Genomic DNA, 21,312 nt, shown 5'->3' with positions numbered 1-21,312 from the left:
CAAGGAGACGCAAATGACAACTCAAGAAAAGCATCCATTGTTCAACAGACGGCAACTTTTGGGGACGACTGCATTCGCGGCGGCAGCCGGCGCGGCCGGGGTCGGTGGCGCTCTGACGCTTTCCGGAGCCACGGCTACGGCGGCGCGCGCGGAAGGCTTGAACCATGAGGTCAAGCCTGGCGAACTCGACGAATACTACGTGTTCGTGTCCGGAGGGCAATCGGGCGAAATCAGAGTGGTTGGTCTCCCATCCATGAGAGAACTCATGCGTATCCCGGTTTACAACCGCTGCAGCGCGACCGGCTGGGGTCTTACCAACGAAAGCCGCAAGGTACTCACGGACGGTCTGCTTCCTCAAACGCGCGAATTCTTGTCCACTCGCGGCGGTGTCTACCACAACGGCGATCTGCACCATCCGCATCCCTCCTTTACCGACGGGACCTACGATGGGCGCTACCTGTTTGCCAACGACAAGGCAAACACGCGCGTCTGCAGAATCCGTCTGGACGTCATGAAGTGCGACAAGATCATCGAACTTCCGAACCAGCACACGGTCCACGGACTTCGTGTGCAGAAGTACCCCAAGACCGGATATGTGTTCTGCAACGGCGAAGATCGCGTTCCGATCCCGAACGACGGCAAGATTCTCGACGATACCAAGCAGTACCATGCTGTCTTCACAGCCGTCGACGGCGAAACAATGAAGGTTGCCTGGCAGCTCATCGTCGATGGCAATCTCGACAATGTCGATGCCGACTATCAGGGGAAGTACTGCTTTGCGACCTGCTACAACTCCGAAGAAGGTGTCAATCTTCCGGAGATGATGGCAAAGGACCAGGACTGGGTCGTTGTCTTCAATCTCAAGAGGATCGAAGATGCCGTCGCGCGGGGCGACTTCAAGGAGATCGGCGGCGTTCCCGTTCTCGACGGCCGCCACGGTTCCGCCTACACGCGTTACATCCCGGTCTCGAACAGCCCGCATGGCATGAACACGGCTCCGGATGGAATACATGTCGTCGCCAACGGAAAGCTGTCTCCTACCGTCACAGTGTTCGACGTTCGCAAGTTCGATGACCTGTTCGAGGACAAGATTCAACCGCGCGACACGGTCGTCGCCGAGCCTCAGCTTGGCCTCGGGCCGCTCCATACGGCCTTTGACGGGCGCGGCAATGCCTACACCACCCTGTTCATCGACAGCCAGATCTGCAAGTGGAATATTGAAGACGCTATCCGCGCCTTTAAGGGCGAGAAGGTCGACCCGATCCGTCAGAAGCTCGACGTTCAATATCAGCCGGGTCACAACCACACATCGATGGGCCAGACCAAAGACGCGGACGGAAAGTGGCTCATTTCGCTGAACAAGTTCTCGAAGGATCGCTATCTTAACGTCGGCCCCCTGAAGCCGGAGAATGATCAGTTGATCGACATTTCCGGCGACAAGATGGTTCTCGTTCACGACAATCCCACCTTCGCCGAACCACACGACGCGACCATCGTTCATTCGTCGAAGATCAATCCCGTAAGTGTCTGGAAAAGGGACGACGTCTTCTTCGCCGATGCAGTCGCTCAGGCCAAGAAGGACAACATCGACCTCCTGTCGGACTCCCAAGTTATCCGGGATGGAAACAAGGTGCGGGTCTATATGACGTCGGCGGCCCCGGCGTTTGGCCTTGAATCATTCAATGTCAGGCAGGGCGACGAGGTGACCGTCTACGTTACCAATATCGATGACGTGGAGGATCTTACTCACGGCTTCTCGATCGTAAACTACGGTATCCAGATGGAGGTCGCGCCGCAGGCGACCGCGTCGGTGACATTCACCGCCGATAAGCCAGGCGTCTATTGGTACTATTGCTCGTGGTTCTGCCATGCAATGCATATGGAGATGCAGGGTCGCATGCTCGTTGAACCAAAGGCAGCATGATGCCGCCGCTTGGCAAAATAGCACTCCTCGGAATGGCGGTCGCAACGACCGCCATTCCGGCCCATGTTGGCGCCGCAGAATTCCAGCTTGCGGCGGCGGATGCCGCAACCGTTCAACGTGTCCTTGATGCCGCCGCAGATGGAGACATCGTACGGCTGTCCCCTGGCCGGTATGCCGGACCATTGACTGTCAGCAGGCAGATCGTGCTCGAAGGCCAGTCTGGCGCGGCCATTGTGGGCAATGGCAAGGGAAGCGTGATCACGATCACGGCGCCAGGAGCCGTTGTGCGAGGTCTTGAGATTGAAGGATCCGGCTCTGATCTGTCTGCGCTCGATTCCGGGGTGTTTGTAAGCCAGAGCGCTGACCATGCGGTGGTCGAAGACAACACGATCAAGGGAAACCTGAACGGCGTCTATCTGCACGGTGCCGCCGGTTCCGTCGCCCAACGCAACCGGATCATTGGAATGGCGTCGGGTCGGATGAGCGAGGCCGGCAACGGCGTCTCACTGTGGAACGCCCCGGGGGCAATGATCGTGGACAATGACATTAGCCTCGGCAAGGACGGCATCTCGACGAACGCGAGCAAACGCAACGTCTTCAAGGGAAACCGTTTCCGCGACCTGCGGTTCGCCATCCACTACATGTACACCAACGACAGCGAAATCAGCGACAACGTCTCGGTGGGCAACCTGGTCGGCTATGCCATCATGTTTTCGAACCATCTGAAGATCACCGGAAATGTCTCCGATGGCGACCGGGATCACGGCTTGCTCCTCAACTTTGCCAACGGCTCGACCATAAGGCAAAACAGGGTCACCGGCCGCCTCCAGCCATCAGATCGATGGCTGTTGGGTGGAACAAGGGCTGACGCCAGCGACATGCCTGGCATCGAGACGCGACTTGCCGAAGGGCAGGGGACGCAGCTCGGACCGGAGAAGTGCGTGTTCATTTACAACGCAAACCGGAATGTCCTTGAAGACAACGTGTTTGAGAACTGTGCCATCGGCATACATTTTACAGCCGGCTCCGAAGGAAACGCCATTGCCGGCAATGCGTTCGTAGGCAACCGGAATCAGGTAAAGTACGTCGGGTCGCGTTACCTCGATTGGTCGAAGAATGGTCGAGGTAACTACTGGAGTGACAATCCCGCGTTCGATCTCGATGGCGACGGGATAGCAGACAGTCCCTATCGCCCCAATGACATCATCGACACCGTTCTTTGGACAGCCCCGCAAGCCAAGGTTTTGACCACAAGTCCCGCGGTTCAGATCATCCGATGGGCGCAGTCCCAATTCCCTTCGCTCCTGCCGGGCGGCGTGATTGACAGCAAGCCCCTGATGGGGCCGCCCGTACCCTTGGAGAATGCACGATGACGGCGACAATTTCTCTCGAACACGTTTCGAAATTTTATGGCGATACCGCCGCGATCAACGATGTTTCGTTTTCCCTTGGCGAGGGAGAGCTGGTTGCACTTGTCGGTCACAATGGAGCCGGCAAGACGACGTTGATCAAAGCGATCCTGGGGCTTCTTCGACCGACCGACGGAAAGGTGCGCGTCCTTGGCGAGGACCCGGTTTCCGGGAACCTGATCGTGCGCAGGGAGGTCGGATATCTCCCCGAGAGTGTCACTTTCCATCTGGCGCTCACTGGACGTGAGGTTCTGTCGTTCTATGCGAAGCTGAAGCGCGTGCCGGCGGATCGATGGCGAAATCTCTTCGATCAGGTCGGCCTGGCGCAGAACGCTGCCGACAGGACGGTAAGAACCTATTCGAAGGGAATGCGCCAACGATTGGGCCTGGCACAGGCACTTCTCGGAGAGCCACGCCTTCTCCTGCTGGACGAACCCACCAGTGGATTGGATCCAGCGCTACGACGCAGTTTCTACGATCTCATCCTCGACTTCCAGAAGAAGGGAACGACCGTACTTCTCTCCTCCCACGCCCTCAGCGAGCTTGAGGAACGGGCCGAACGCGTCGTTATCATCAACGGCGGTAACAAGATCGCCGACGGAACGCTTGACGAACTGCGGCGGATTGCGTGCCTGCCGACCCAGATCCGGTTCAAGCCGAGCAGCGAGTCCGCTGCTCACTCGTGGTTTGACGGGCCGGTGCGATGGACCGAGCGCAAGGATAAATTTCTGGAAGCCAGTGTCGACCATAGCGAGAAGATCGCGGTTCTGTCGGCTGTAACATCCGATCCGGCTGCACTGACCAGCATGACTGTCATCGAGCCGACACTCGATGACGTCTATGCGCATTTCCTCCAACGACAGGGAAGAAAGCCGTGAACAATATCGTGATCATTGCCCGAAAGGAGATCCAGGAGGGGTTGAGAAACCGCTGGGTCATCGCGGTGACCTTGCTACTTGCGTCGCTGGCGCTGACGCTTTCGTTTCTGGGCAGTGCGCCGACCGGCAATGTCGGCGCGGGCCGTTTGGATATCGTCATCGTCAGTCTTGCCAGTCTCACGATCTTTCTTGTTCCCCTCATTGCCTTGCTGCTTTCGCACGATGCGATCGTTGGAGAACTGGAGCGTGGAACACTTCTCCTGCTTCTGAGCTATCCGGTAGCACGTAGCCAGATTGTGTTCGGAAAATTCCTGGCGCACATACTCATACTCTCTTTCGCCACTCTGTTGGGCTACGGCGCGGCGGGTCTGGCGCTCGTTGTCGCCGGGACGCCGACCACTGCGGACAGTTGGACGGCGTTCGGCGCCATGATTGGATCCTCGATCCTGCTTGGGTCGGTCTTCACCTCTATCGGATATCTCGTCAGCGCGACTGTCAGCCAGAGGAGCACGGCCGGGGGCATCGCCTTGGGAGTATGGCTGTTTTTCGTCATCATCTACGACATGGGTTTGCTGGGTGCGATCGTGTCGACGAAGGGCGTTGGATTTTCGCCGGGGCTGCTAAGCATACTTCTGATGGCCAATCCGACCGATGCCTACCGTCTGCTCAACCTGGGATCGGAAACGGCCGGCTCTGTCTCGGCACTGTCTGGTCTCGCAGCGAGTTCGAAGCTGTCTCCGACCGTCCTGATGGCATCCTTGGCCCTATGGGTTGCCGTCCCTCTATCGTTGGCCATGCTTCGTTTTTCCAGGAGAGAACTTTGAACCGCTCGTTCGCAATATCAGTCGTCCTTATGGCATCTCTGTTAAGCGCTTGCGAGAAGGCCGAGACCATCGTGCCTCCTCCGTTGGAGCTTACCTCCGATGCCGTGGATCATTTCTGCGGCATGAACGTGCTGGAGCATGCGGGGCCGAAGGGACAGGTTCTCCTAAAAAATGGCGGAAAGCCGGTCTGGTTCAGTTCGTCGCGTGATGCCGTTGCATTTACCCGGCTTCCGGAAGAACCAAAGGACATTGCTGCAATCTACGTATCGGACATGAGCCACGCTACCAGTTGGGAAGCGCCGGGAAGTCAAAACTGGGTGGAAGCCGATCGCGCATTCTTCGTTGTGGGAAGCAAGGTTCACGGCGGGATGGGCGCACCGGAAACCGTTCCTTTCTCCGTTCGGGCAGACGCCGAAGAGTTTGCGAAAAAGAACGGCGGCAGAGTTTCGATCCTCGGGGAAATCAAGGATCAGGATGTTCTCGGAACGCCTACCAGCGCACCCGCGAGCTCGGAGATTGAATCCAATGGTTAGAGCCGTCACCAGGCGACGTGCCATAGGAATTATCGCAGCGGCAGCCGGACTTCCGCTGCTTTACTCCAGCTCCCAAGCGAAAGCCAATGCGCCGGTCTTCGTCTGGACCGGTCAAGCACTCGGAGCGCGGGCCAAGCTGGTCCTGCATCACGGCAATATGGCGAAGGCTCGGCGGTTAATAGATGAGATCGTTCTTGAAGTTGCTCGGCTAGAAGGAATTTTCAGTCTCTATCGGGACGATTCGATCCTCGCGGAACTCAATCGGGTAGGTGGGGTTGCCGTGTCTTCGCCAGAGATGGTGTCCTTGCTCGACCAGTGTCTGCGGGTCTGGGAAAGGACCGGCGGGTTGTTCGATCCTACCGTGCAGCCGGTATGGGAGGTGTATCGCGATCACTTTGCATCGGGGCATGGAGATGAACTCGGGCCCAGCCAGACCAAGCTGAACAGGGCTCTCGGCAAGGTCGGCTTCGAAGCCGTAAGGTATGGCTCGGACCGCATCGCCTTCGCCGAGCGGGGAATGGCGATGACCCTGAATGGCGTTGCCCAGGGGTTCATTACCGATCGAGTAGCCTATATGTTGCGGAACGAAGGCTTCGACAGTTGCCTTGTGAACATGGGCGAGGAACGGGCGGTCGGCGCACAATCGGATGGAACGCCATGGCATGTCGGGTTGGCCACAACCGAAGACAGCCTGGATCCCGATGCGGTGCTGTCCATCGTAAATCGGGCGGTCGCCACGTCCAGCCCGACTGGCTTCGTCTTCGACGAAGACGGCAAGTTCGGGCACATCCTCCACCCTAAAACGGGCAGCGCGCCGATGGCCTATCGGAGAGTAACCGTTATCGCTGATGACGCGACCACGGCAGATGCGTTGTCGACAGCATTTAACCTCATGGACGTGAATTCAATAAGGTCCGTATTGAAGGACTGGCCCGGAGCCTCTGCCGATCTGGTCGAACCAACTGGCGAAAGGCACCGGATCTAGGCGCTAGATTCATGGCGTGTTTGCCACTCTGCCAGCCCTGGCATTGGTCAAACCTGGTCGAGTAACGTGAGAACGTCGCCGACCGTCATGTGGGCCAACCGTTTGCTGCAGGAGAATTGTACTTCAAGGCTCAGCGAGATTTAGGTCATGATCCGCGACAGCTAGGACTTGGCGGAAAGCGCGCTCAATTCTTCGAGATCGAGGTCTCGTTCGAGTTCGTGCAGCGTTTCGTCGTCGATATCACCGGCGCGGTGAAGACGGATCAGTTCACGGCGTCCGGTGGCGATCGCCGCCAGAACGACATCGAAATGGGCATGGAGCAGAACGTCGTGGTGTTCCGTTTTCTGGATATAGTCGACGATCACCTTGGCCGTGAGTTGATAGCGCTCCAGCAGACGAGGATGGATGAGATTGCCGTCCGCGTCATAGGCCCTGTCCTTTACGGTCGCCAATTGCGCCTGAGCCATGGCGGCTTCGATTGCCCGTGGACAGCCGGTTTATCGGGCCTATGGCGACATCTATGGCGCTGGCAAGCGGGGGTCACGCAGGCAAGCGCTGCCACGCGACCATGACCAAGCATGACGCTACACCCTCCATCGCTTCGAGCTAACGCCTCGTCGCCGGTCATCTGTTACCCTTCTTGGCCCTTGGCTTCACCGGTACAGGCAATGGTTTGGCCCTTGCGACCACGTTTGAATACTTCCAACCCTGCAGCACCATACAGTTGGATTTCAGCCGAGCGCGACGGATGAGCCCACCGATAGCCCCACCAATCATGGCACCGGCCACGAAATTGGGGTTACCAAAAGCGACCATGCCCCGGCCACCGTTCATGGCGTAGAGTTCGCAATAGGCATCGGCCTGTTCATAACCGAGCCCCGGTCCGATGCGTTGCCACTCCCCAGCCGACGCGTTCGACGCGACAAGAGCGATTACGATTGCAGTTGCAGTAATGCGTTTCAATTGGCGGTTTCCTGTTGTTCGAGCAGCCATCTTCGGATGCGCCATGCTCAGGCGCATGACCGGTGAACCCGGTTTCGGCTTAGGTTTCCCTCGACCTAGGAGAGGCTGATGAGGGCGGCGGCGCCGCTCCAAGTTGAAGGTGCCGCCGCCATTCGGTCTGCGTTCCTCCCAAAACGCATCGCCGAGGACGCGGCGATCACGACGCGAGCGGCGGCGGCATTCCCGACGACGACCATCCCCCCGTCCGGGCCCGTCGGGAAAAGTTACCGGTTTCTAAGATGCTCGTATCAATCCAACCGCGACACGAGCACGAGACGGATGCCGCCCGGGCCGTGGGGCGATCGCACAATTATCCAATCGGCGCCAGACGCCAAACCTTTTGGAACGGGAGGGGCGGAACCCCCTCCCTATCATAGGCATTGTTGGCTTCTGCTATCGCCAGAGTTGCCCAACGCGGCGTGCGCCCAGACCGTTCGTCAGTCTCGGTCGCTCCTCATGGGGCGGCTATCCACCTAGGCTGTTTGGCATCACTTGCCCTTGTTGCCGGTGCCATGGTTGCCGCCGCCCTTGCCTGGGTTGGACGGATCGGTATGGTTGGGATCGTTGCCATGACCGTTGTCACTATGTGTGGAATTGTCCTTCCCGTTCCCGTCGATCGCATTTCCGCTACCCTGACTCGGTTTGGAGGGGGGGACGCCATTGTCACCGGGTGCGGGATCGGGGCTTGTTTTGCCCCCACCGCTTTCGGTTCCATTCTGGCCACCTTGGCCTCCACCCTGATTGCTGGCGCCGCTACCCTGCTGGCTATTGTTCCCTGAGAGAGAGCCACTCGTCGAGCCGCCTAAGGCGCTGCCCTGCGAGGATCCGGAGGTTCTGCCACCGGAGAACCCGACGTCGGTGGAGGTGTTACCCCAGAGAGCAGAGGAGCTTATGCTGGCGGGTCGTCCGGTGCGAGCGACGAAAATGCTACCCGTATAGAAGCCCACGTCAATCTCCGAATTTGGAAGTTTCGCGCGGGTTTTAGAGACCTGATTGGCGCCAACATAGCTGTAGGTGCAGCTTCTCCAGAATAGGAAAACCCATCGGCATTCCTTCTTCAGCGCGGTGGCGGTGTATTCATGGTGGCGCGTTGTCTGGCCTGCATAGGAGGCAGAGGAAAGCAACGCGACAGCTGCCAGAACAGAAGCAACAGTTTTGGCAGTAGTTTTGAGCAGGCGTTTCATATTCTGGTAGTCCTTGGGTTTGTCTTCAATGAGAGACAAATAGCTACCCAATGGACGCGCCGATTGTTTCTGGCTGCCAATCATTTGCTGGCGACTGCCACGGCGCTGATCGCGGCTCCTGCACGAGGCCACCGCAAGGCGAAAAACGGATCAGAACGTCGTACCATTGGACAAGCACCCAAAGGCTGTTGCTCTCCAACAGTGCGTAGCCGAAGCGTCAAAGAAGGCTGACGCGTCTTATCAGTCGAGCGCGCGGGCGCGTGCTGGGTTATTCGCCGCCCGACGCAGCGTGCAGACAAAATGCCTCTCAGCGCTTTGTGCTCTGCACAAAGGCTCGTCCACTCGCGGTGGATTGCAGGATATTAACATAACGATTTCAATCTGGTGCGAGCGACGGGGATCGAACCCTATACCTTGCGGTGAGGGATTTTAAGACCTTTGCCCTGGCACAGCGTTTCGAGGCGGCAGCGAGAGACGTCACGGTCGCAGGGTGGACGGCACGTCGCAAAGGCTTGCCGTACATCACCTCGAGACATACGCCAATCGAAGTCGTCACCCTTCTGTAGGAGGCGCTCATCGGGCTCGGGTGGTGTCTTTCCTAGCCGCCAGGCGCTGACCAGGATCGCGGCGCTTCCAAGCCAGCTTCTCGGCTTCCGCTCCGTCAAATTGACACAGCACGGGATAAAAGGGACCCTAGTGCAAGCGATTCGGTTCGCTGCCAACTTGTATGCGGCGATCAGCGTTGCCCAGCCCTTGTTTCTCGTTTGGTGTTTCAAGACTCTCAAAGGAGAAGTGCCGTGATCCCATCCGGTCTCTTTTACGACCTCGTTGATTCCCAAATTGCGTTCAAGATCGTGCAGAGGAATTTCAACAGTCCCAACTTCATCTTCAGCGTACCTCGCGTAAAGGACGGGCAGCTCCGCCTGACGATGCTCGGAAGTCAGCCCCTTGTCGGGTCCGCAGATGCCATACTGGCCCGCCTTAACGCCCTTCTCTGCGAACACCCTGTCCGCCAGCCGAACGCCCATGCCTTCAGGCCGGCCACCAGCAATGCCAAGATCGTTGGCTATTCGATCTTTCCCGAGGCCGAGAAAGGCAAGCAGCACGGGTTACCGGAAGAGATGTCCGTCGAATGCCGCATCATGCCGGCCGACCGTTCAAGTCCCGGGCGGGAAATCTCGATGGTGAGCGTGATTGTCGATGGAAAACATAGCCTTCATCTGATGGAGACGGTCGGCAAGGATAATCTTCAGGAGATCAGTCGGCTTTCCCCGCATGCGCTGCCCATGGAAATCCACGGGGGACTGGCGGCGAATGGCTACTATCAAGAGAGCTTCGTGACCTTATATGGAGAGGAGGCCCTTGAAGAGGCAAAAACGAAGTTGAGAGAGGCCTGCAACCGAGCGGTTTCCGCCGGTACCGACGCCCGACACGCACATCACTGATATCGCTCTCTCGTTGTGAGATTTCAGTCGGCCTGATCGTCAAATGTGCGGGTCCGTGTTCGCCTGATGACGTTGACTTGTTAGCGCCAACGGATGTGTGCGCGATTTTGGGGGTTTGGGTAGCAAATTCCACAAGGTTGGTGTCCGAAGGGAAAAGCAGCCCACGCCTACCAGACCGAGGACGGTACCGACACCAACAGGATCGAGAGTTTCTTCGCCCGCGCCGAGCGCTCGTACGACGGCATCCACCACCGCTTCTCGGTGAAGTACCTGGATTGGTACATGGCGATGGTCGCCTGGAAGGAAGACACCCGCCATATGGGTCTGCGCTGGCAGCTCGCCGACGTGCTGCGTACGGTCACCCACCGCACGCCGTCTGATCACCTCTGCGGGATACTGGCAAGGTGCGTCAGAGCGTATCGAAGATCAGGTGTGGACTGAGGACACGACGGTCGAGAAGCAGCACTGCCTGCGGTGATCGATCTGGGCTTCGTCATTTCTCCGACGTGTACTGTCAGGTTCACCGGGACGCTATTAACGGTTTCACCGGATTCCTATTGAAGGTTTCCCCCGCATCCTATTGACACTTTCCCCCAACTTCTATTGACACTTTCACCGCAACTCTATTACAACTTTCCCCACATCGAATTGCGTCCACTGTGAGGTGACCACCATCATGGACGAGAGTCTCCTCCCGCGTCATCTGCAGTCCCAACTAAAGGCTGCACTTGCATCAGCGCGAGTGGTTAACATTATTGGACCGCGCCAGGTCGGGAAGACGACACTGGTACGCGATCTATTGAGCGCTGGAAAATTCATCACCTTGGATGACGAGGGTGTGCTTGCAGCTATTGAGGCCGATCCAAAAGGACAGCTGGATTCCCTATTGGCTGAGACGAAAGCGGGTCCCCTCATTATCGACGAAGCCCAACGATCAACGAAATTAGCTTTGGCGTTGAAGAGAATCGTGGACGAGAACCGAGCAATGGGTCAGTTCGTCCTGACAGGCTCATCCAACGTTTTCATTTCCGCGCACGTGGCGGACTCGTTGGCAGGTCGGGTCCATACAATGACGATGCTTCCGATGAGTGTCGCCGAAACAAAACGCATGGGGCCTGCGAAAATTCTCGACTGGGCATCGGCGAATGACCGTCCCGATCCGCTAGACCTGCCTAAAGCAGAAACGTTGTCCCGGGCACAATACATCGACTTGATAGTCGCAGGCGGTTTCCCCGAGATACGAACTCTGGAAGAGCGCTGGAGGCAAAATCGATACAGAGACTACGTTGACAGTGTCGTGGAACGCGACGTCGCGTACATCTTAAAAATAAGAAAATCAGACGCCATGAGGCGAATGATCGATCAGCTAGCTACGCGTGTCGGAAACGAGCTGAATATAGACGAACTGTGTTCAAAGATCAGTTTACAACGGAATACGACCGATACCTACCTCGATATTCTGACCAAGCTCTCCCTATTGCGACGATTGCCTGCGTGGACCTCTGGAGAGACCGGGCGCGACATACGCCAGCCAAAAATCCAGCTTGTGGATACTGGGATCGTCGCAGCTTTGAGGAGCATGAACACCCAGAGCTTCAATATTGGCGCGAATCCCACAGCGCTTGGCGGCCTGTTCGAAAATTTCGTTTTCAATGAAATGTGGAAATCCGTCCCCCATCAAATGCGTCAGTGGCGACTTTATCATTGGAGGCATCAACGCGGACGCGAGATAGATATCCTTGCTGAGTCAGACAGAACGATAATCGGCTTCGAGATGAAGACATCGACTACGGTTGAAGCAAAGGACTTCCAACATCTGCGATGGTTTCGAGATGAAGGCCCAGGGGTGAACCGTCCCTTCGTCGGCATCGTCGTCTACATGGGAGAGCGCGTACTCAGTTTCGGCGAAAACATATTCGCGCTCCCTCTTTCGATATTTTGGTCATTCGAAGACAGCTAGCCTGAGTGGGCAGCCCAGATTAATCCTCAAATGCTTTCCTGGCGATCTACCACAATCTACGACGACCATCGGGAGCACCTGACAAGCGAACAAGGCCCGTCTGCTCCATGCGTACGAGCAGGCCAGAAAACCTTCCAGCCAGATTAGAACCGATCCCGTCAATCTGGCCCCAAAGTCTTCGCGTTCGGCAGCCTGTTTCGACAGATCACCCGCAAGGACCGGTTCTTCGGCATCTCGGAGTAGCTCGAGGACGCCGCGGCGGATATCACGGCCTTCGAGGAGGTCGGTGAAGCGGCGGCTAGGGCTCGGACGCTACTCTTGGATCGAAGACCTTGATCACGGTCACGAAAGCGACCTTGTGCGACGCCTCCAAGGCGAGCGCTTGCGCCTTGATCTCCTCAAGTCTGGCTTCCAGTTCAGCCAGCTTGGCCTCAGTTCCTCGACGACCAACACCTTGTGCTTGTGGCATTTGCTACCTCAGTCCGCGATTTTGGTCGATTGCCCGCTGTCTTCCCTGCGGATATGAAATATATTTCATTGTGTGAATTATATTGACATCGCGTTTGATCTTCGCCTTTATTGCTCTCATCGGACTTCGAGGAGGAAGTTCGATTTCAACGCGATCAGCGGCGTCAACGTGACGCCCTCAGGCTTTTGGGAGGGGCTTCGGCCTCAAGGAGGAATCTTGCGCAAATTAATCAGCTCGACCGCCATGGTGGTCCTTGCAGCAACGCTTTTTGCGGGCACGGCATCCGCGGAAACGGACAGTCCGTTCCGCTGCAAGCCGGGTGAAAAATACGTCATGAACGTCATGGTCTCGGGCGTGGAATACTGGTTCCCGGTCTACGAGATGTTCAAGCAGGCCGGTCAGCAGCTCGGCTGCGAAACTGCATATACCGGTACACCGGAATATGACGTCAACAAGCAGATCGCCACCTTCGATCAGGCGCTGGCCCAGAACCCGGCCGGCATCCTTGTCCATCCGATGAATTCCGATCCGTTCATCGAGCCGATCAACCGCGCCACCGAGCAGGGTACCGCCGTCGTCACCTTTGCCGCCGACTCGCCGCTTTCCAAGCGCGTCTCGTTCATCACTTCGGACAACACCCGCGAAGGCATCTATGCTGCCGACGCAATCGCCGAGAAGCTGGGTGGCAAGGGCGAATATGCGGTTCTGGAAAATCCGGGCCAGGACAATCATGACAAGCGCATCGCCGCCTTCATCGGCCGTATGGAGGAAAAGTGGCCCGACATGAAGCTGGTCGGTCGCGCCGCTTCCAACCAGGACCCGACCAAGGCCTATCAGGGGCTTTCGAGCATCATCCAGGCCAATCCGAATCTCGGCGCGGTCTTCATGCCGGAAGCGAACTCCGCTATCGGCGCCTCACAGGCGTCCAAGGAAAATGGCGGCAAGGTTCTTGTCATGTGCGCCGACGTCAACGCCAACATTCTCGACATGATCAAGGCCGGTGAAGTCTTCGGCTCGATCAACCCGAACCAGGGCATGCAGGGCTACATGGGCTTCATGCTGTTGTGGCTTGCCAAGCATCCGGAGCTGATCGACCCGATGAACGACGCCAAGCGATCGGGCTTCAACCCGATGAGCATCCCGGTGGTCGACAATGGTCTTTCGATCGTCACTGCCGAAAATGCCGACGACTTTTATTGGGACAAGTACCTGAAGCGCCGCGGCACGAAGGGTATCGAGGAGTAAGGGCATCGGCCATTGTCACCTTCGGAAAGAAGGTGCGCCTGGAGGGCCAAATGAGGGGGATGGTTGGGCCAGAACTTGCCGCACTACCCCCTCAACGCCTTGTAACCTCGGCTTTTTCCGTGCTGGGAAGAAGACAGATTATCGCAGCCGTCTCGATCGGGGACCGGTCATGAATAAGGAAATTACGATGGCGGAGCCGGTGCTCACCATTCATGGCATAAGCAAGCATTTCGGGGCGATCCGGGCGCTGACGGATGTCAACTTCACGCTCGAGCGCGGCGAAGTCCATGCGCTCTGCGGCGAAAATGGCGCCGGCAAATCAACGCTGATGAACATCATCGCTGGCGTGCTGCAGCCGACCGAAGGCGAAATCCGCGTCGATGGAAAGCCCGTCCGCATCGCTTCACCGGCTGCCGCGCAGGCGCTCGGAATTGGTCTGGTGCATCAGGAAATCGCCCTCTGCCCTGATGCCACGGTGGCCGAGAACATGTTCATGGCCGCGACCAACCGCCGGCGTGCCCCTTTCATGAATTACCGCACTTTGGAGCGCGATGCCCAAAAGGTGATGAACCGGCTCGCCGCCATCGACGTCCGCCAGAAGGTCGCGGACCTGCCGATTTCCAGTCAGCAGCTTGTCGAGATCGCCAAGGCGCTGACGCTCGACTGCCGCGTGCTCATTCTGGACGAGCCGACCGCAGCGCTTACCGAAACCGAGGCGCAGCAGCTCTTCGCCATCATCGGCGACCTCAAGGCGAACGGCATCTCGATCATCTATATCAGCCACCGCATGGCTGAGATCTTCAGCCTCTGCGACCGCGTGACCGTTTTTCGTGACGGTCGGTATGTCTGCACCGACAAGATTGACGATGTCACGGCTGATGATGTGGTGCGCCGCATGGTTGGCCGCGAGATCACCCAGCTCTATCCGGAAAAGCTCGGGGCCGAAGTCGCCTCTCGCGAAACCATCCTCGAAGTGGATGGCCTCGGTGATGGTGCTCGATTCCATGATATCAGCTTCGATCTGCGCCAGGGTGAAATCCTCGGCATCGGGGGCCTGATCGGCTCCGGCCGCACGGAGATCGCCGAAGGCATTTGCGGGCTACGCCATGCCGCCGGCGAAGTCCGACTGCATGGCAGGCCGCAGGCAATCCGCGCCTATGCGGATGCGGTCAAGGCGGGCATCGTCTATCTGTCGGAAGACCGCAAGGGCTCCGGGGTGTTCCTGGAAATGTCGATCGCCCAGAATATCTCGGTGCTGAACTTGAAGGCACTCACCAACCATGCCGGCCTGCTCAACGGTCGCGCCGAGGCGGCGCTGGCGCAGGATTTGGCGCGGCGGCTTGCGGTGCGCATGGGCGGCGTCGAGGCCCCGGTCAAATCGCTGTCAGGCGGCAACCAGCAGAAAGTAGCGATTGCCAAGCAGCTTGCCGTCAAACCAAAGGTGATCCTGATGGACGAGCCGACACGCGGCATCGATGTCGGCGCGAAGACCGAAATCCATCGGCTGCTGCGCGATCTCGCGGGCTCGGGCATCGGCATCGTCGTCATTTCATCGGAAATGCCGGAACTGCTCGGGCTCTGCGACCGCGTTCTGGTCGTGCGCGAAGGGCGCATTGCCGGCGAAGTGGGCGGGGACGATATGACGGAAGAAACGGTGATCCGCCTTGCATCGGGGGTCAGTGCGGCAAGGACGGCTGATCATGCCGCGTAAGGAGAAAGAGACGGGAATGGCAATCGACACGATAACGGCGGATATCACGAAAACGGGGCACTTCAAACGCATCGGCAGCATGCGCGAAGCGGGACTGATCGCGATCATCCTGGCGCTTTGCCTCGCCATGAGCTTCGCCTCGCCACACTTTCTGACGCTCGGCAATTTCCGCGCCATGCTGATGAGCTTTTCGGTGGAAGGCATCGTCGTCGTCGGCATGACGATCCTGCTCATCGTCGGTGGCATCGATCTCGCCGTCGGCTCGGTCGTCTGCTTCGCCATGGTGCTCTCCGGCTCGCTGTTTCTTGCCGGGCTCGATCCATGGACGGCCTCACTGATCGGCATTCTTGCCAGCGGCGTAATCGGCGCGATCATGGGTTTCTTCGTGACCGTGGTGGGGCTCAACCATTTCATCACCTCGCTCGCCGGCATGGTGATCGTGCGCGGGCTGTGCCTCATCATCACCAAGGGCACGCCGCTCTCGCTCTTTACCCTGCCGGCAGGCTTCAAGGCGGTTGGACAGGGCACCTTCCACGGCATTCCCTACGTCATCCTGATCTTTGTCGCCGTCGTCGTCCTGTTCGATTTCCTGCTGCGCCGGGCCACCGCCTTCCGCAAGGTGTTCTATACCGGCAGCAACGAGAAGGCGGCGCTCTATTCCGGCATCAGGACCAACCAGGTGAAGTTCTGGGTGACGGTTCTCTGCTCGACCCTCGCGGGTGTCGCAGGGGTGATCTACATGTCCCGCTTCGGGGCGGCGATCCCGACCTTCGGCGTGGGCATGGAACTCAACATCATCGCGGCGGCGGTCATCGGCGGTGCCTCGCTCAATGGAGGCTCCGGCACGATCTTCGGCGCCATCCTCGGCATCGCGCTGCTCTCGGTCGTCACGTCGTCGTTGATCCTGCTCGACGTCTCCGTCTATTGGCAAGACATGATCAAAGGCTGCATTCTTCTCGCCGCCGTTTCCATCGACCATTTTCTGCACAAGCGGAAGGCTGCCTGATATGCCAATCGCCAAACTGAAACAAAAGACGACAGCACCGCGCGAGGAAATCGTCATCGCGCGCCAGATGCACCAGGCGCTCGTGCTGCATTTTCTCGAGGGCCTGACGCAGGCACAGATCGCCGACCAGCTCGGCATCTCGCATGCCACCGTCAATCGGCTGATCAAGCGCGGCCGCCAGCTCGGCCTCGTCGAGATCAAGATCAAATCGCCGGTCGAGCCGCTGGTGGATATGGAAGAGCGGTTACTGGCGCTCGGCGGCATCAGCCGCGCCGTGGTGGTGCCGACCGTATCCGACAATCCCCAGACGGCGCTGCAGGCTGTGGGCGAGGCGGCGGCTCGCCTGCTGATCGAGGAGATCGCCGATGGCGACACCATCTGCATCACCGGGGGCAAGGGTGTCGGCGCCGTCGTCGCCGGCCTGCAGCCCGCTCGTCGCTTCGATGTCGAGGTGATCCCCGCGACCGGCTGCGTGCAGGGCAAGCACTATACCGACGTCAACCACGTCGCTACCCTGATGGCGGATCGGCTCGGCGGACGTTCCTACCAGATCCACGCGCCGCTCTTTGCCGATGATGCCGAGCAGCGGGGCATGCTGATCAACATGCGCGCCGTCGCCGATGTCTTCCAGCGGGCGCGGGAAGCCAAGGTCGCCGTCGTCGGCATCGGCTCGATCCTGAGCTCGGATTCGACCTATTACGACCTGCACCCCTCTTCCAGCGAGGACCGCAAGGCCATCGAACATTCCGGCGCAAGGGCGGAACTGCTCGCCCATCTGCTCGATGGCGAAGGCCGGGTCTGCGACTACAGTCTCAACCGCGCACTAGTTTCGCTGACGCTTGAGGAATTCGCGGCGATCCCGACCAAGATCGGCGTGGCAAGCGGCCTCAGCAAGGCCGGCTCCATCCTGAGCGTGCTACGCGGCAACCATCTCGATACGCTCGTCACCGACGAGGCGACCGGGGCGCGTATCCTTGAAATGGCATCCGGGGAAGGGTTTTCGGCATGAGCGGCGAGCAGTTGATCCGCGAGATCGGGCGCTCCGGCGTCGCGGCCTCGGCCGTAGGGCTGGGCACCTGGGCGATCGGCGGTTGGATGTGGGGCGGCACCGATGAGGCGCAATCCATCGCCGCCATCCAGGCCTCGCTTGATGCCGGCGTGACCCTCATCGACACGGCGCCGGCTTACGGCCTCGGCCGCTCGGAGGAGATCGTCGGCAAGGCCATCGCCGGCCGCCGCGACAAGGCCGTTATCGCCACCAAATGCGGCCTTGTCTGGCATACGCAGAACGGCAAGCATTTCTTCGATCAGGATGGCAAGCCGGTTCACCGCTATCTCGGGCGCGACTCGATCATCCATGAGGTCGAGCAAAGCCTGCGCCGGCTCGGCACGGATTATATCGACCTCTACATCACCCACTGGCAGGACGTAACGACACCGATCGAGGAGACGGTGCGGGCGCTTGAAGAGTTGAAGGCGGCCGGCAAGATCCGTGCCATCGGCGCCAGCAATGTCGATCGCCCTGAGCTTCGGCAATACATTCAAACCGGATCACTCGATGCGATCCAGGAGCGGTTCAGCATGATCGATCGCGGGATCGAGGCGGACCTGCTGCCGCTCACTGTTCAAAACGGCGTGTCGACGCTCAGCTATTCCTCGCTGGCACTCGGCCTGCTCTCCGGTACCATCGGACCGGATCGCATTTTCTCGGGTGACGACCAACGCAAGGACAATCCGCGCTTTTCCGTCGCCAACCGGCAGAAGGCGAAGGATTTCTCGGAGGTGATCCGACCCGTCGCCGAGCTGCATGGCGCGAGCGTCGCCCAGGTGGTGATTGCCTGGACGCTGGCGCAGCCGGGCGTGACTTTTGCCCTCTGTGGTGCGCGCAACCCGGCACAGGCATTCGACAATGCAAGCGCCGGCACGCTCCGGCTTTCGGTTGACGATCTCAAGGCCATCGACGCGGCGCTGGCGGCGAAACTGGCCCACATGGACGGATAACAGGCTGTCATCATGAACCGTGAAGAGACATGGAACGGGTTTCGCAAAAGCCCGAAGGTGGATGTGTGCGTCCTCGGCGGCGGCATCAATGGGCTCAGCGTCTTCCGCGAGCTGGCGCTGCAGGGCGTGAACGTGCTGCTGGTCGAGAAGGGCGACTATTGCTCCGGCGCGAGTGCCGCGCTGTCGCGCATGGTGCATGGCGGCCTGCGTTATCTCGAAAACGGCGAGTTCGACCTCGTGCGGGAATCGCTGGTCGAGCGCGACCGGCTGTTGCGCAACGCGCCGCATTACGTCGCACCGCTGCCGACCACAGTACCGATCTTCGACATTTTCTCCGGCCTCGGCAACGGCATCGTGCGGTTTCTCGGCCTCACCCGCCGCCCGAGCCGCCGCGGTGCCATCGCCATCAAGACGGGCCTTGCCATCTATGATTTCCTGACCCGCAAACGGGCCTTGATGCCGAAACACCAGTTTCGCGGCCGCCGCGGCACGCTTGCCAAATGGCCGGCGCTCAACCCGGCAATCCGCAGCGCCGCGACCTATTACGATGCCTGGGTAAGCCACCCGGAACGCATCGGCATCGAGCTTCTGCTCGACGGGATTTCGGCTGGTCCGAACGCGCAGGCCCTCAACTATGCGACGCTCGAACACGCCCCCGCCGGCCACTTTCTCCTGCACGATGCCATCTCCGGACAATCGCTGCCGATCAGGCCCGCGCTGATCGTCAACGCCACCGGCGGCTGGATCGACATCGCCAATGGCTCGCTCTTCCCCGAGGATGCCCGTCCCGCGCCGTTGATGGGCGGCACCAAGGGCTCGCACCTGATCATCGATCATCCGGGTCTGCGCGACCTGCTCGATGGCCACATGATCTATTACGAGAACGAGGATGGTCGCATCTGCATCCTCTTTCCCTATCTCGGCAAGGTGCTGGTCGGCTCCACCGATATCCGCGTCGATGATCCCGGCACGGTGCGCTGCGAGGCCGACGAGCGCGATTACATTCTGCAATCGCTGGCCTTCGTGCTGCCGGGCATCGTCATCCGCCCGGAAGAGATCGTCTTCCAGTTCGCGGGCGTTCGGCCGCTGCCGGCCAGCAACGACAGCTTCACCGGCCGCATCCCGCGCGATCATTTCTGCACGGTCGTCGAGGGCCGCGATCTCGGCCCGCCGGTGCTCTGCATGATCGGCGGCAAGTGGACCACCTTCCGGTCCTTCGGCGAACTCGCCGCCGACATGGCGCTCGACCGGCTCGGCCGCAAGCGCCGCATCGATACCGCCGATCGCACCTTCGGCGGCGGGCGCAGCTTTCCCAAGGATCGCAGCGACTGGCTTCGGCAGCTTTCCGGCGCGACCGGCCTTAAGGAGGATCGCATCGCCACCCTCTTCACGCGCTATGGTACCGACGCGGCCGAAATCGCCCGCTTCCTCGTCGCAGCGGATCATGCCCTGCCTCCCGATCACGCCCTGCCGCATGCCGGCTACAGCGCCCGCGAGCTCATCCATCTCATCCGCTCGGAAGCGGTGGAGCATCTGGACGATCTTCTTTTGCGCCGCACGACGCTCGCCATCACCGGCGAACTTTCGCTCGACATGGCCGATGCCACCCTCGCCATTCTCGCCGCCGAAAAAGGCTGGCCGCCGCAGCGCGCGACCGAGGAGCGCACCCGTTTTCTGACCCTCCTGAACGACCGTCACGGTGTTTCGGAGCAAACCCTTTCCGCAAGGAACGAACAAAGGAGTGAACAATGCGAGACGTCAGCAAGGTCCGGATGAACCGGCTGTTCGGCAACGGCCGTTGCCTCGATGTGGCGATCGATCATGGCGTCTGTAACGAGCCGTCCTTCCTTGACGGCCTGGCGAACATGCCGGCCGTCGTGAAGGCGCTGGTCGACGCGAGGCCCGACGCGATCCAGATGAATTACGGCCAGGCCGACCTGCTGCAGGACCTGCCCGGCAAGGACAAACCATCGCTCGTCATGCGTCTCGACATGGGCAACCCCTACAACCGCATCCGCCATCGCGATATGTGGGCCGTGTTGCAAAACGAGGCCGAGCCGCTGATCGGCGCGCTGCAGATGGATGCGGCCTGCGTCGTCGTCAATCTGTTCATGCTGCCGGACGAGCCCGATCTCTTCCGCCAGTGCGTCCAGAATATTTCGCGCGTGCGTGCCGATTGCGAGAAATACGGCATGCCGCTGATGATCGAGCCGCTGGTGATGCAGCCTGTGACGGAGCGCGGCGGTTACATGGTCGATGGCGATGCCGACAAGATCGTGACGCTGACGCGGCTTGCCCGCGAAATGGGCGCCGATATCGTCAAGGCCGATCCCACGACCAACCCGGAGGATTTTCATCGCGTCATCGAGGCGGCGCGTTGCCCGGTTCTGGTCCGCGGCGGCGGCAAGGAGGATCTGTCCGCGGTCTTCGCGAAGTCCGCGGCCTTGATGCGGCAGGGTGCGATGGGCATGGTCTACGGGCGCAACATCTATCAGCACGCCAATCCAAGCGCCGTCGTGCGCGGTCTGATGGCGATCATCCACGAGGATGCAAGCGGCGAAGAGGCGTTTGCAGTTTATCAGCGGGGGTGAGGACTTGTGGTTCCCTTGATCCCAGCGCGAGAAGTGCCGAGCGTATGCGAGGCGATGAGGGCGTGCTGCGGCAAATCCTGAGCATGCAGCGAGCCCTTCATCCGGCCCTTCGGGCCGCCTTCTCCCAGATGGGGAGAATTGGGGA

Annotated in this window: 18 protein-coding genes and 1 pseudogene; 15 read left to right on the top strand and 4 right to left on the bottom strand. The window is 59.6% G+C overall.

Translation table 11 applies throughout. The features are described 5' to 3' along the window. Positions 1–13: 13 nt before the first annotated feature. From nosZ to AF71_RS07100, 6 genes are read left to right on the top strand one after another with little or no spacing between them, the layout of a single operon-like run. Positions 14–1,924, top strand: coding sequence for a TAT-dependent nitrous-oxide reductase (nosZ, locus tag AF71_RS07125; protein WP_169680572.1), 1,911 nt, complete (start codon positions 14–16; stop codon positions 1,922–1,924). A gap of 32 nt (positions 1,925–1,956) precedes the next feature. Next, the gene (locus AF71_RS07120; RefSeq protein WP_246733597.1) at positions 1,957–3,297 is read left to right on the top strand and encodes a nitrous oxide reductase family maturation protein NosD; all 1,341 of its coding nucleotides are present in this window, start codon (positions 1,957–1,959) and stop codon (positions 3,295–3,297) included. Then, positions 3,294–4,211, top strand: coding sequence for an ABC transporter ATP-binding protein (locus AF71_RS07115; protein WP_025660615.1), 918 nt, complete (start codon positions 3,294–3,296; stop codon positions 4,209–4,211). The genes AF71_RS07120 and AF71_RS07115 overlap by 4 nt, the downstream gene beginning before the upstream one ends. After that, positions 4,208–5,035, top strand: coding sequence for an ABC transporter permease subunit (locus AF71_RS07110; RefSeq protein WP_169680568.1), 828 nt, complete (start codon positions 4,208–4,210; stop codon positions 5,033–5,035). The genes AF71_RS07115 and AF71_RS07110 overlap by 4 nt, the downstream gene beginning before the upstream one ends. Next, the gene (locus AF71_RS07105; RefSeq protein ID WP_169680566.1) at positions 5,032–5,568 is read left to right on the top strand and encodes a nitrous oxide reductase accessory protein NosL; all 537 of its coding nucleotides are present in this window, start codon (positions 5,032–5,034) and stop codon (positions 5,566–5,568) included. The genes AF71_RS07110 and AF71_RS07105 overlap by 4 nt, the downstream gene beginning before the upstream one ends. After that, positions 5,561–6,553: an FAD:protein FMN transferase gene (locus AF71_RS07100; RefSeq protein WP_169680564.1), complete on the top strand. Its 993-nt coding sequence runs from the start codon at positions 5,561–5,563 to the stop codon at positions 6,551–6,553. The genes AF71_RS07105 and AF71_RS07100 overlap by 8 nt, the downstream gene beginning before the upstream one ends. 161 nt (positions 6,554–6,714) lie before the next feature. Here the strand turns inward: AF71_RS07100 and AF71_RS07095 are convergent. The 3 genes and pseudogenes from AF71_RS07095 to AF71_RS07085 form a co-directional block, all read right to left on the bottom strand. Beyond that, positions 6,715–7,029, bottom strand: a pseudogene (locus AF71_RS07095) (Na+/H+ antiporter); the annotation flags it as partial. A gap of 148 nt (positions 7,030–7,177) precedes the next feature. Continuing rightward, entirely contained in the window at positions 7,178–7,516 is a 339-nt protein-coding gene (locus AF71_RS07090) for a hypothetical protein (protein WP_156932718.1), read from the bottom strand. A 527-nt stretch (positions 7,517–8,043) separates the two neighbouring features. Beyond that, a complete protein-coding gene (locus AF71_RS07085; RefSeq protein ID WP_169680562.1) occupies positions 8,044–8,823 on the bottom strand; it encodes a hypothetical protein in 780 nt (259 codons plus the stop codon). A gap of 713 nt (positions 8,824–9,536) precedes the next feature. On the opposite strand from AF71_RS07085, the gene AF71_RS07080 reads away from it, so the two are divergent. Then, on the top strand, positions 9,537–10,184 hold the full coding sequence (locus AF71_RS07080; RefSeq protein WP_169680561.1) for a hypothetical protein: 648 nt from the start codon (positions 9,537–9,539) through the stop codon (positions 10,182–10,184). Positions 10,185–10,860: 676 nt separating this feature from the next. Then, complete coding sequence (locus AF71_RS07070; protein WP_169680559.1) at positions 10,861–12,144, top strand: ATP-binding protein; 1,284 nt, start codon at positions 10,861–10,863, stop codon at positions 12,142–12,144. Between the two features lie 298 nt (positions 12,145–12,442). Here AF71_RS07070 and AF71_RS07065 read toward each other — a convergent pair whose 3' ends face one another. Next, complete coding sequence (locus AF71_RS07065) at positions 12,443–12,613, bottom strand: hypothetical protein (RefSeq protein WP_169680557.1); 171 nt, start codon at positions 12,611–12,613, stop codon at positions 12,443–12,445. Positions 12,614–12,829: 216 nt separating this feature from the next. On the opposite strand from AF71_RS07065, the gene AF71_RS07060 reads away from it, so the two are divergent. The 7 genes from AF71_RS07060 to AF71_RS07030 all read left to right on the top strand — a co-directional run bounded on the left by AF71_RS07060 (position 12,830) and on the right by AF71_RS07030 (position 21,167). Beyond that, positions 12,830–13,858, top strand: a complete 1,029-nt coding sequence (locus AF71_RS07060; RefSeq protein WP_169680555.1) for a substrate-binding domain-containing protein — start codon at positions 12,830–12,832, stop codon at positions 13,856–13,858. 187 nt (positions 13,859–14,045) lie between these two features. Then, entirely contained in the window at positions 14,046–15,569 is a 1,524-nt protein-coding gene (locus AF71_RS07055; RefSeq protein ID WP_169680656.1) for a sugar ABC transporter ATP-binding protein, read from the top strand. Positions 15,570–15,585: 16 nt separating this feature from the next. Continuing rightward, positions 15,586–16,575 carry an ABC transporter permease gene (locus AF71_RS07050; RefSeq protein WP_169680553.1) on the top strand — a complete coding sequence of 330 codons (990 nt, stop codon included), beginning with the start codon at positions 15,586–15,588 and terminating at the stop codon, positions 16,573–16,575. Between the two features lies 1 nt (position 16,576). Beyond that, the gene (locus AF71_RS07045; RefSeq protein ID WP_169680551.1) at positions 16,577–17,584 is read left to right on the top strand and encodes a sugar-binding transcriptional regulator; all 1,008 of its coding nucleotides are present in this window, start codon (positions 16,577–16,579) and stop codon (positions 17,582–17,584) included. Next, positions 17,581–18,576, top strand: coding sequence for an aldo/keto reductase (locus AF71_RS07040; protein ID WP_169680549.1), 996 nt, complete (start codon positions 17,581–17,583; stop codon positions 18,574–18,576). The genes AF71_RS07045 and AF71_RS07040 overlap by 4 nt, the downstream gene beginning before the upstream one ends. A gap of 12 nt (positions 18,577–18,588) precedes the next feature. After that, positions 18,589–20,352, top strand: a complete 1,764-nt coding sequence (locus AF71_RS07035; RefSeq protein WP_169680547.1) for a glycerol-3-phosphate dehydrogenase/oxidase — start codon at positions 18,589–18,591, stop codon at positions 20,350–20,352. Next, positions 20,325–21,167 (top strand): class I fructose-bisphosphate aldolase, encoded by an 843-nt coding sequence (locus AF71_RS07030; RefSeq protein ID WP_169680546.1) that lies wholly within the window; start codon positions 20,325–20,327, stop codon positions 21,165–21,167. Before AF71_RS07035 ends, AF71_RS07030 begins: the two co-directional genes overlap by 28 nt. Positions 21,168–21,312: the final 145 nt, after the last annotated feature.

The organism is Rhizobium sp. 57MFTsu3.2 (assembly GCF_012932765.1).
Taxonomy (GTDB): Bacteria; Pseudomonadota; Alphaproteobacteria; order Rhizobiales; family Rhizobiaceae; genus Rhizobium; species Rhizobium altiplani.
This window is presented reverse-complemented; position numbering and strand designations above follow the sequence as displayed.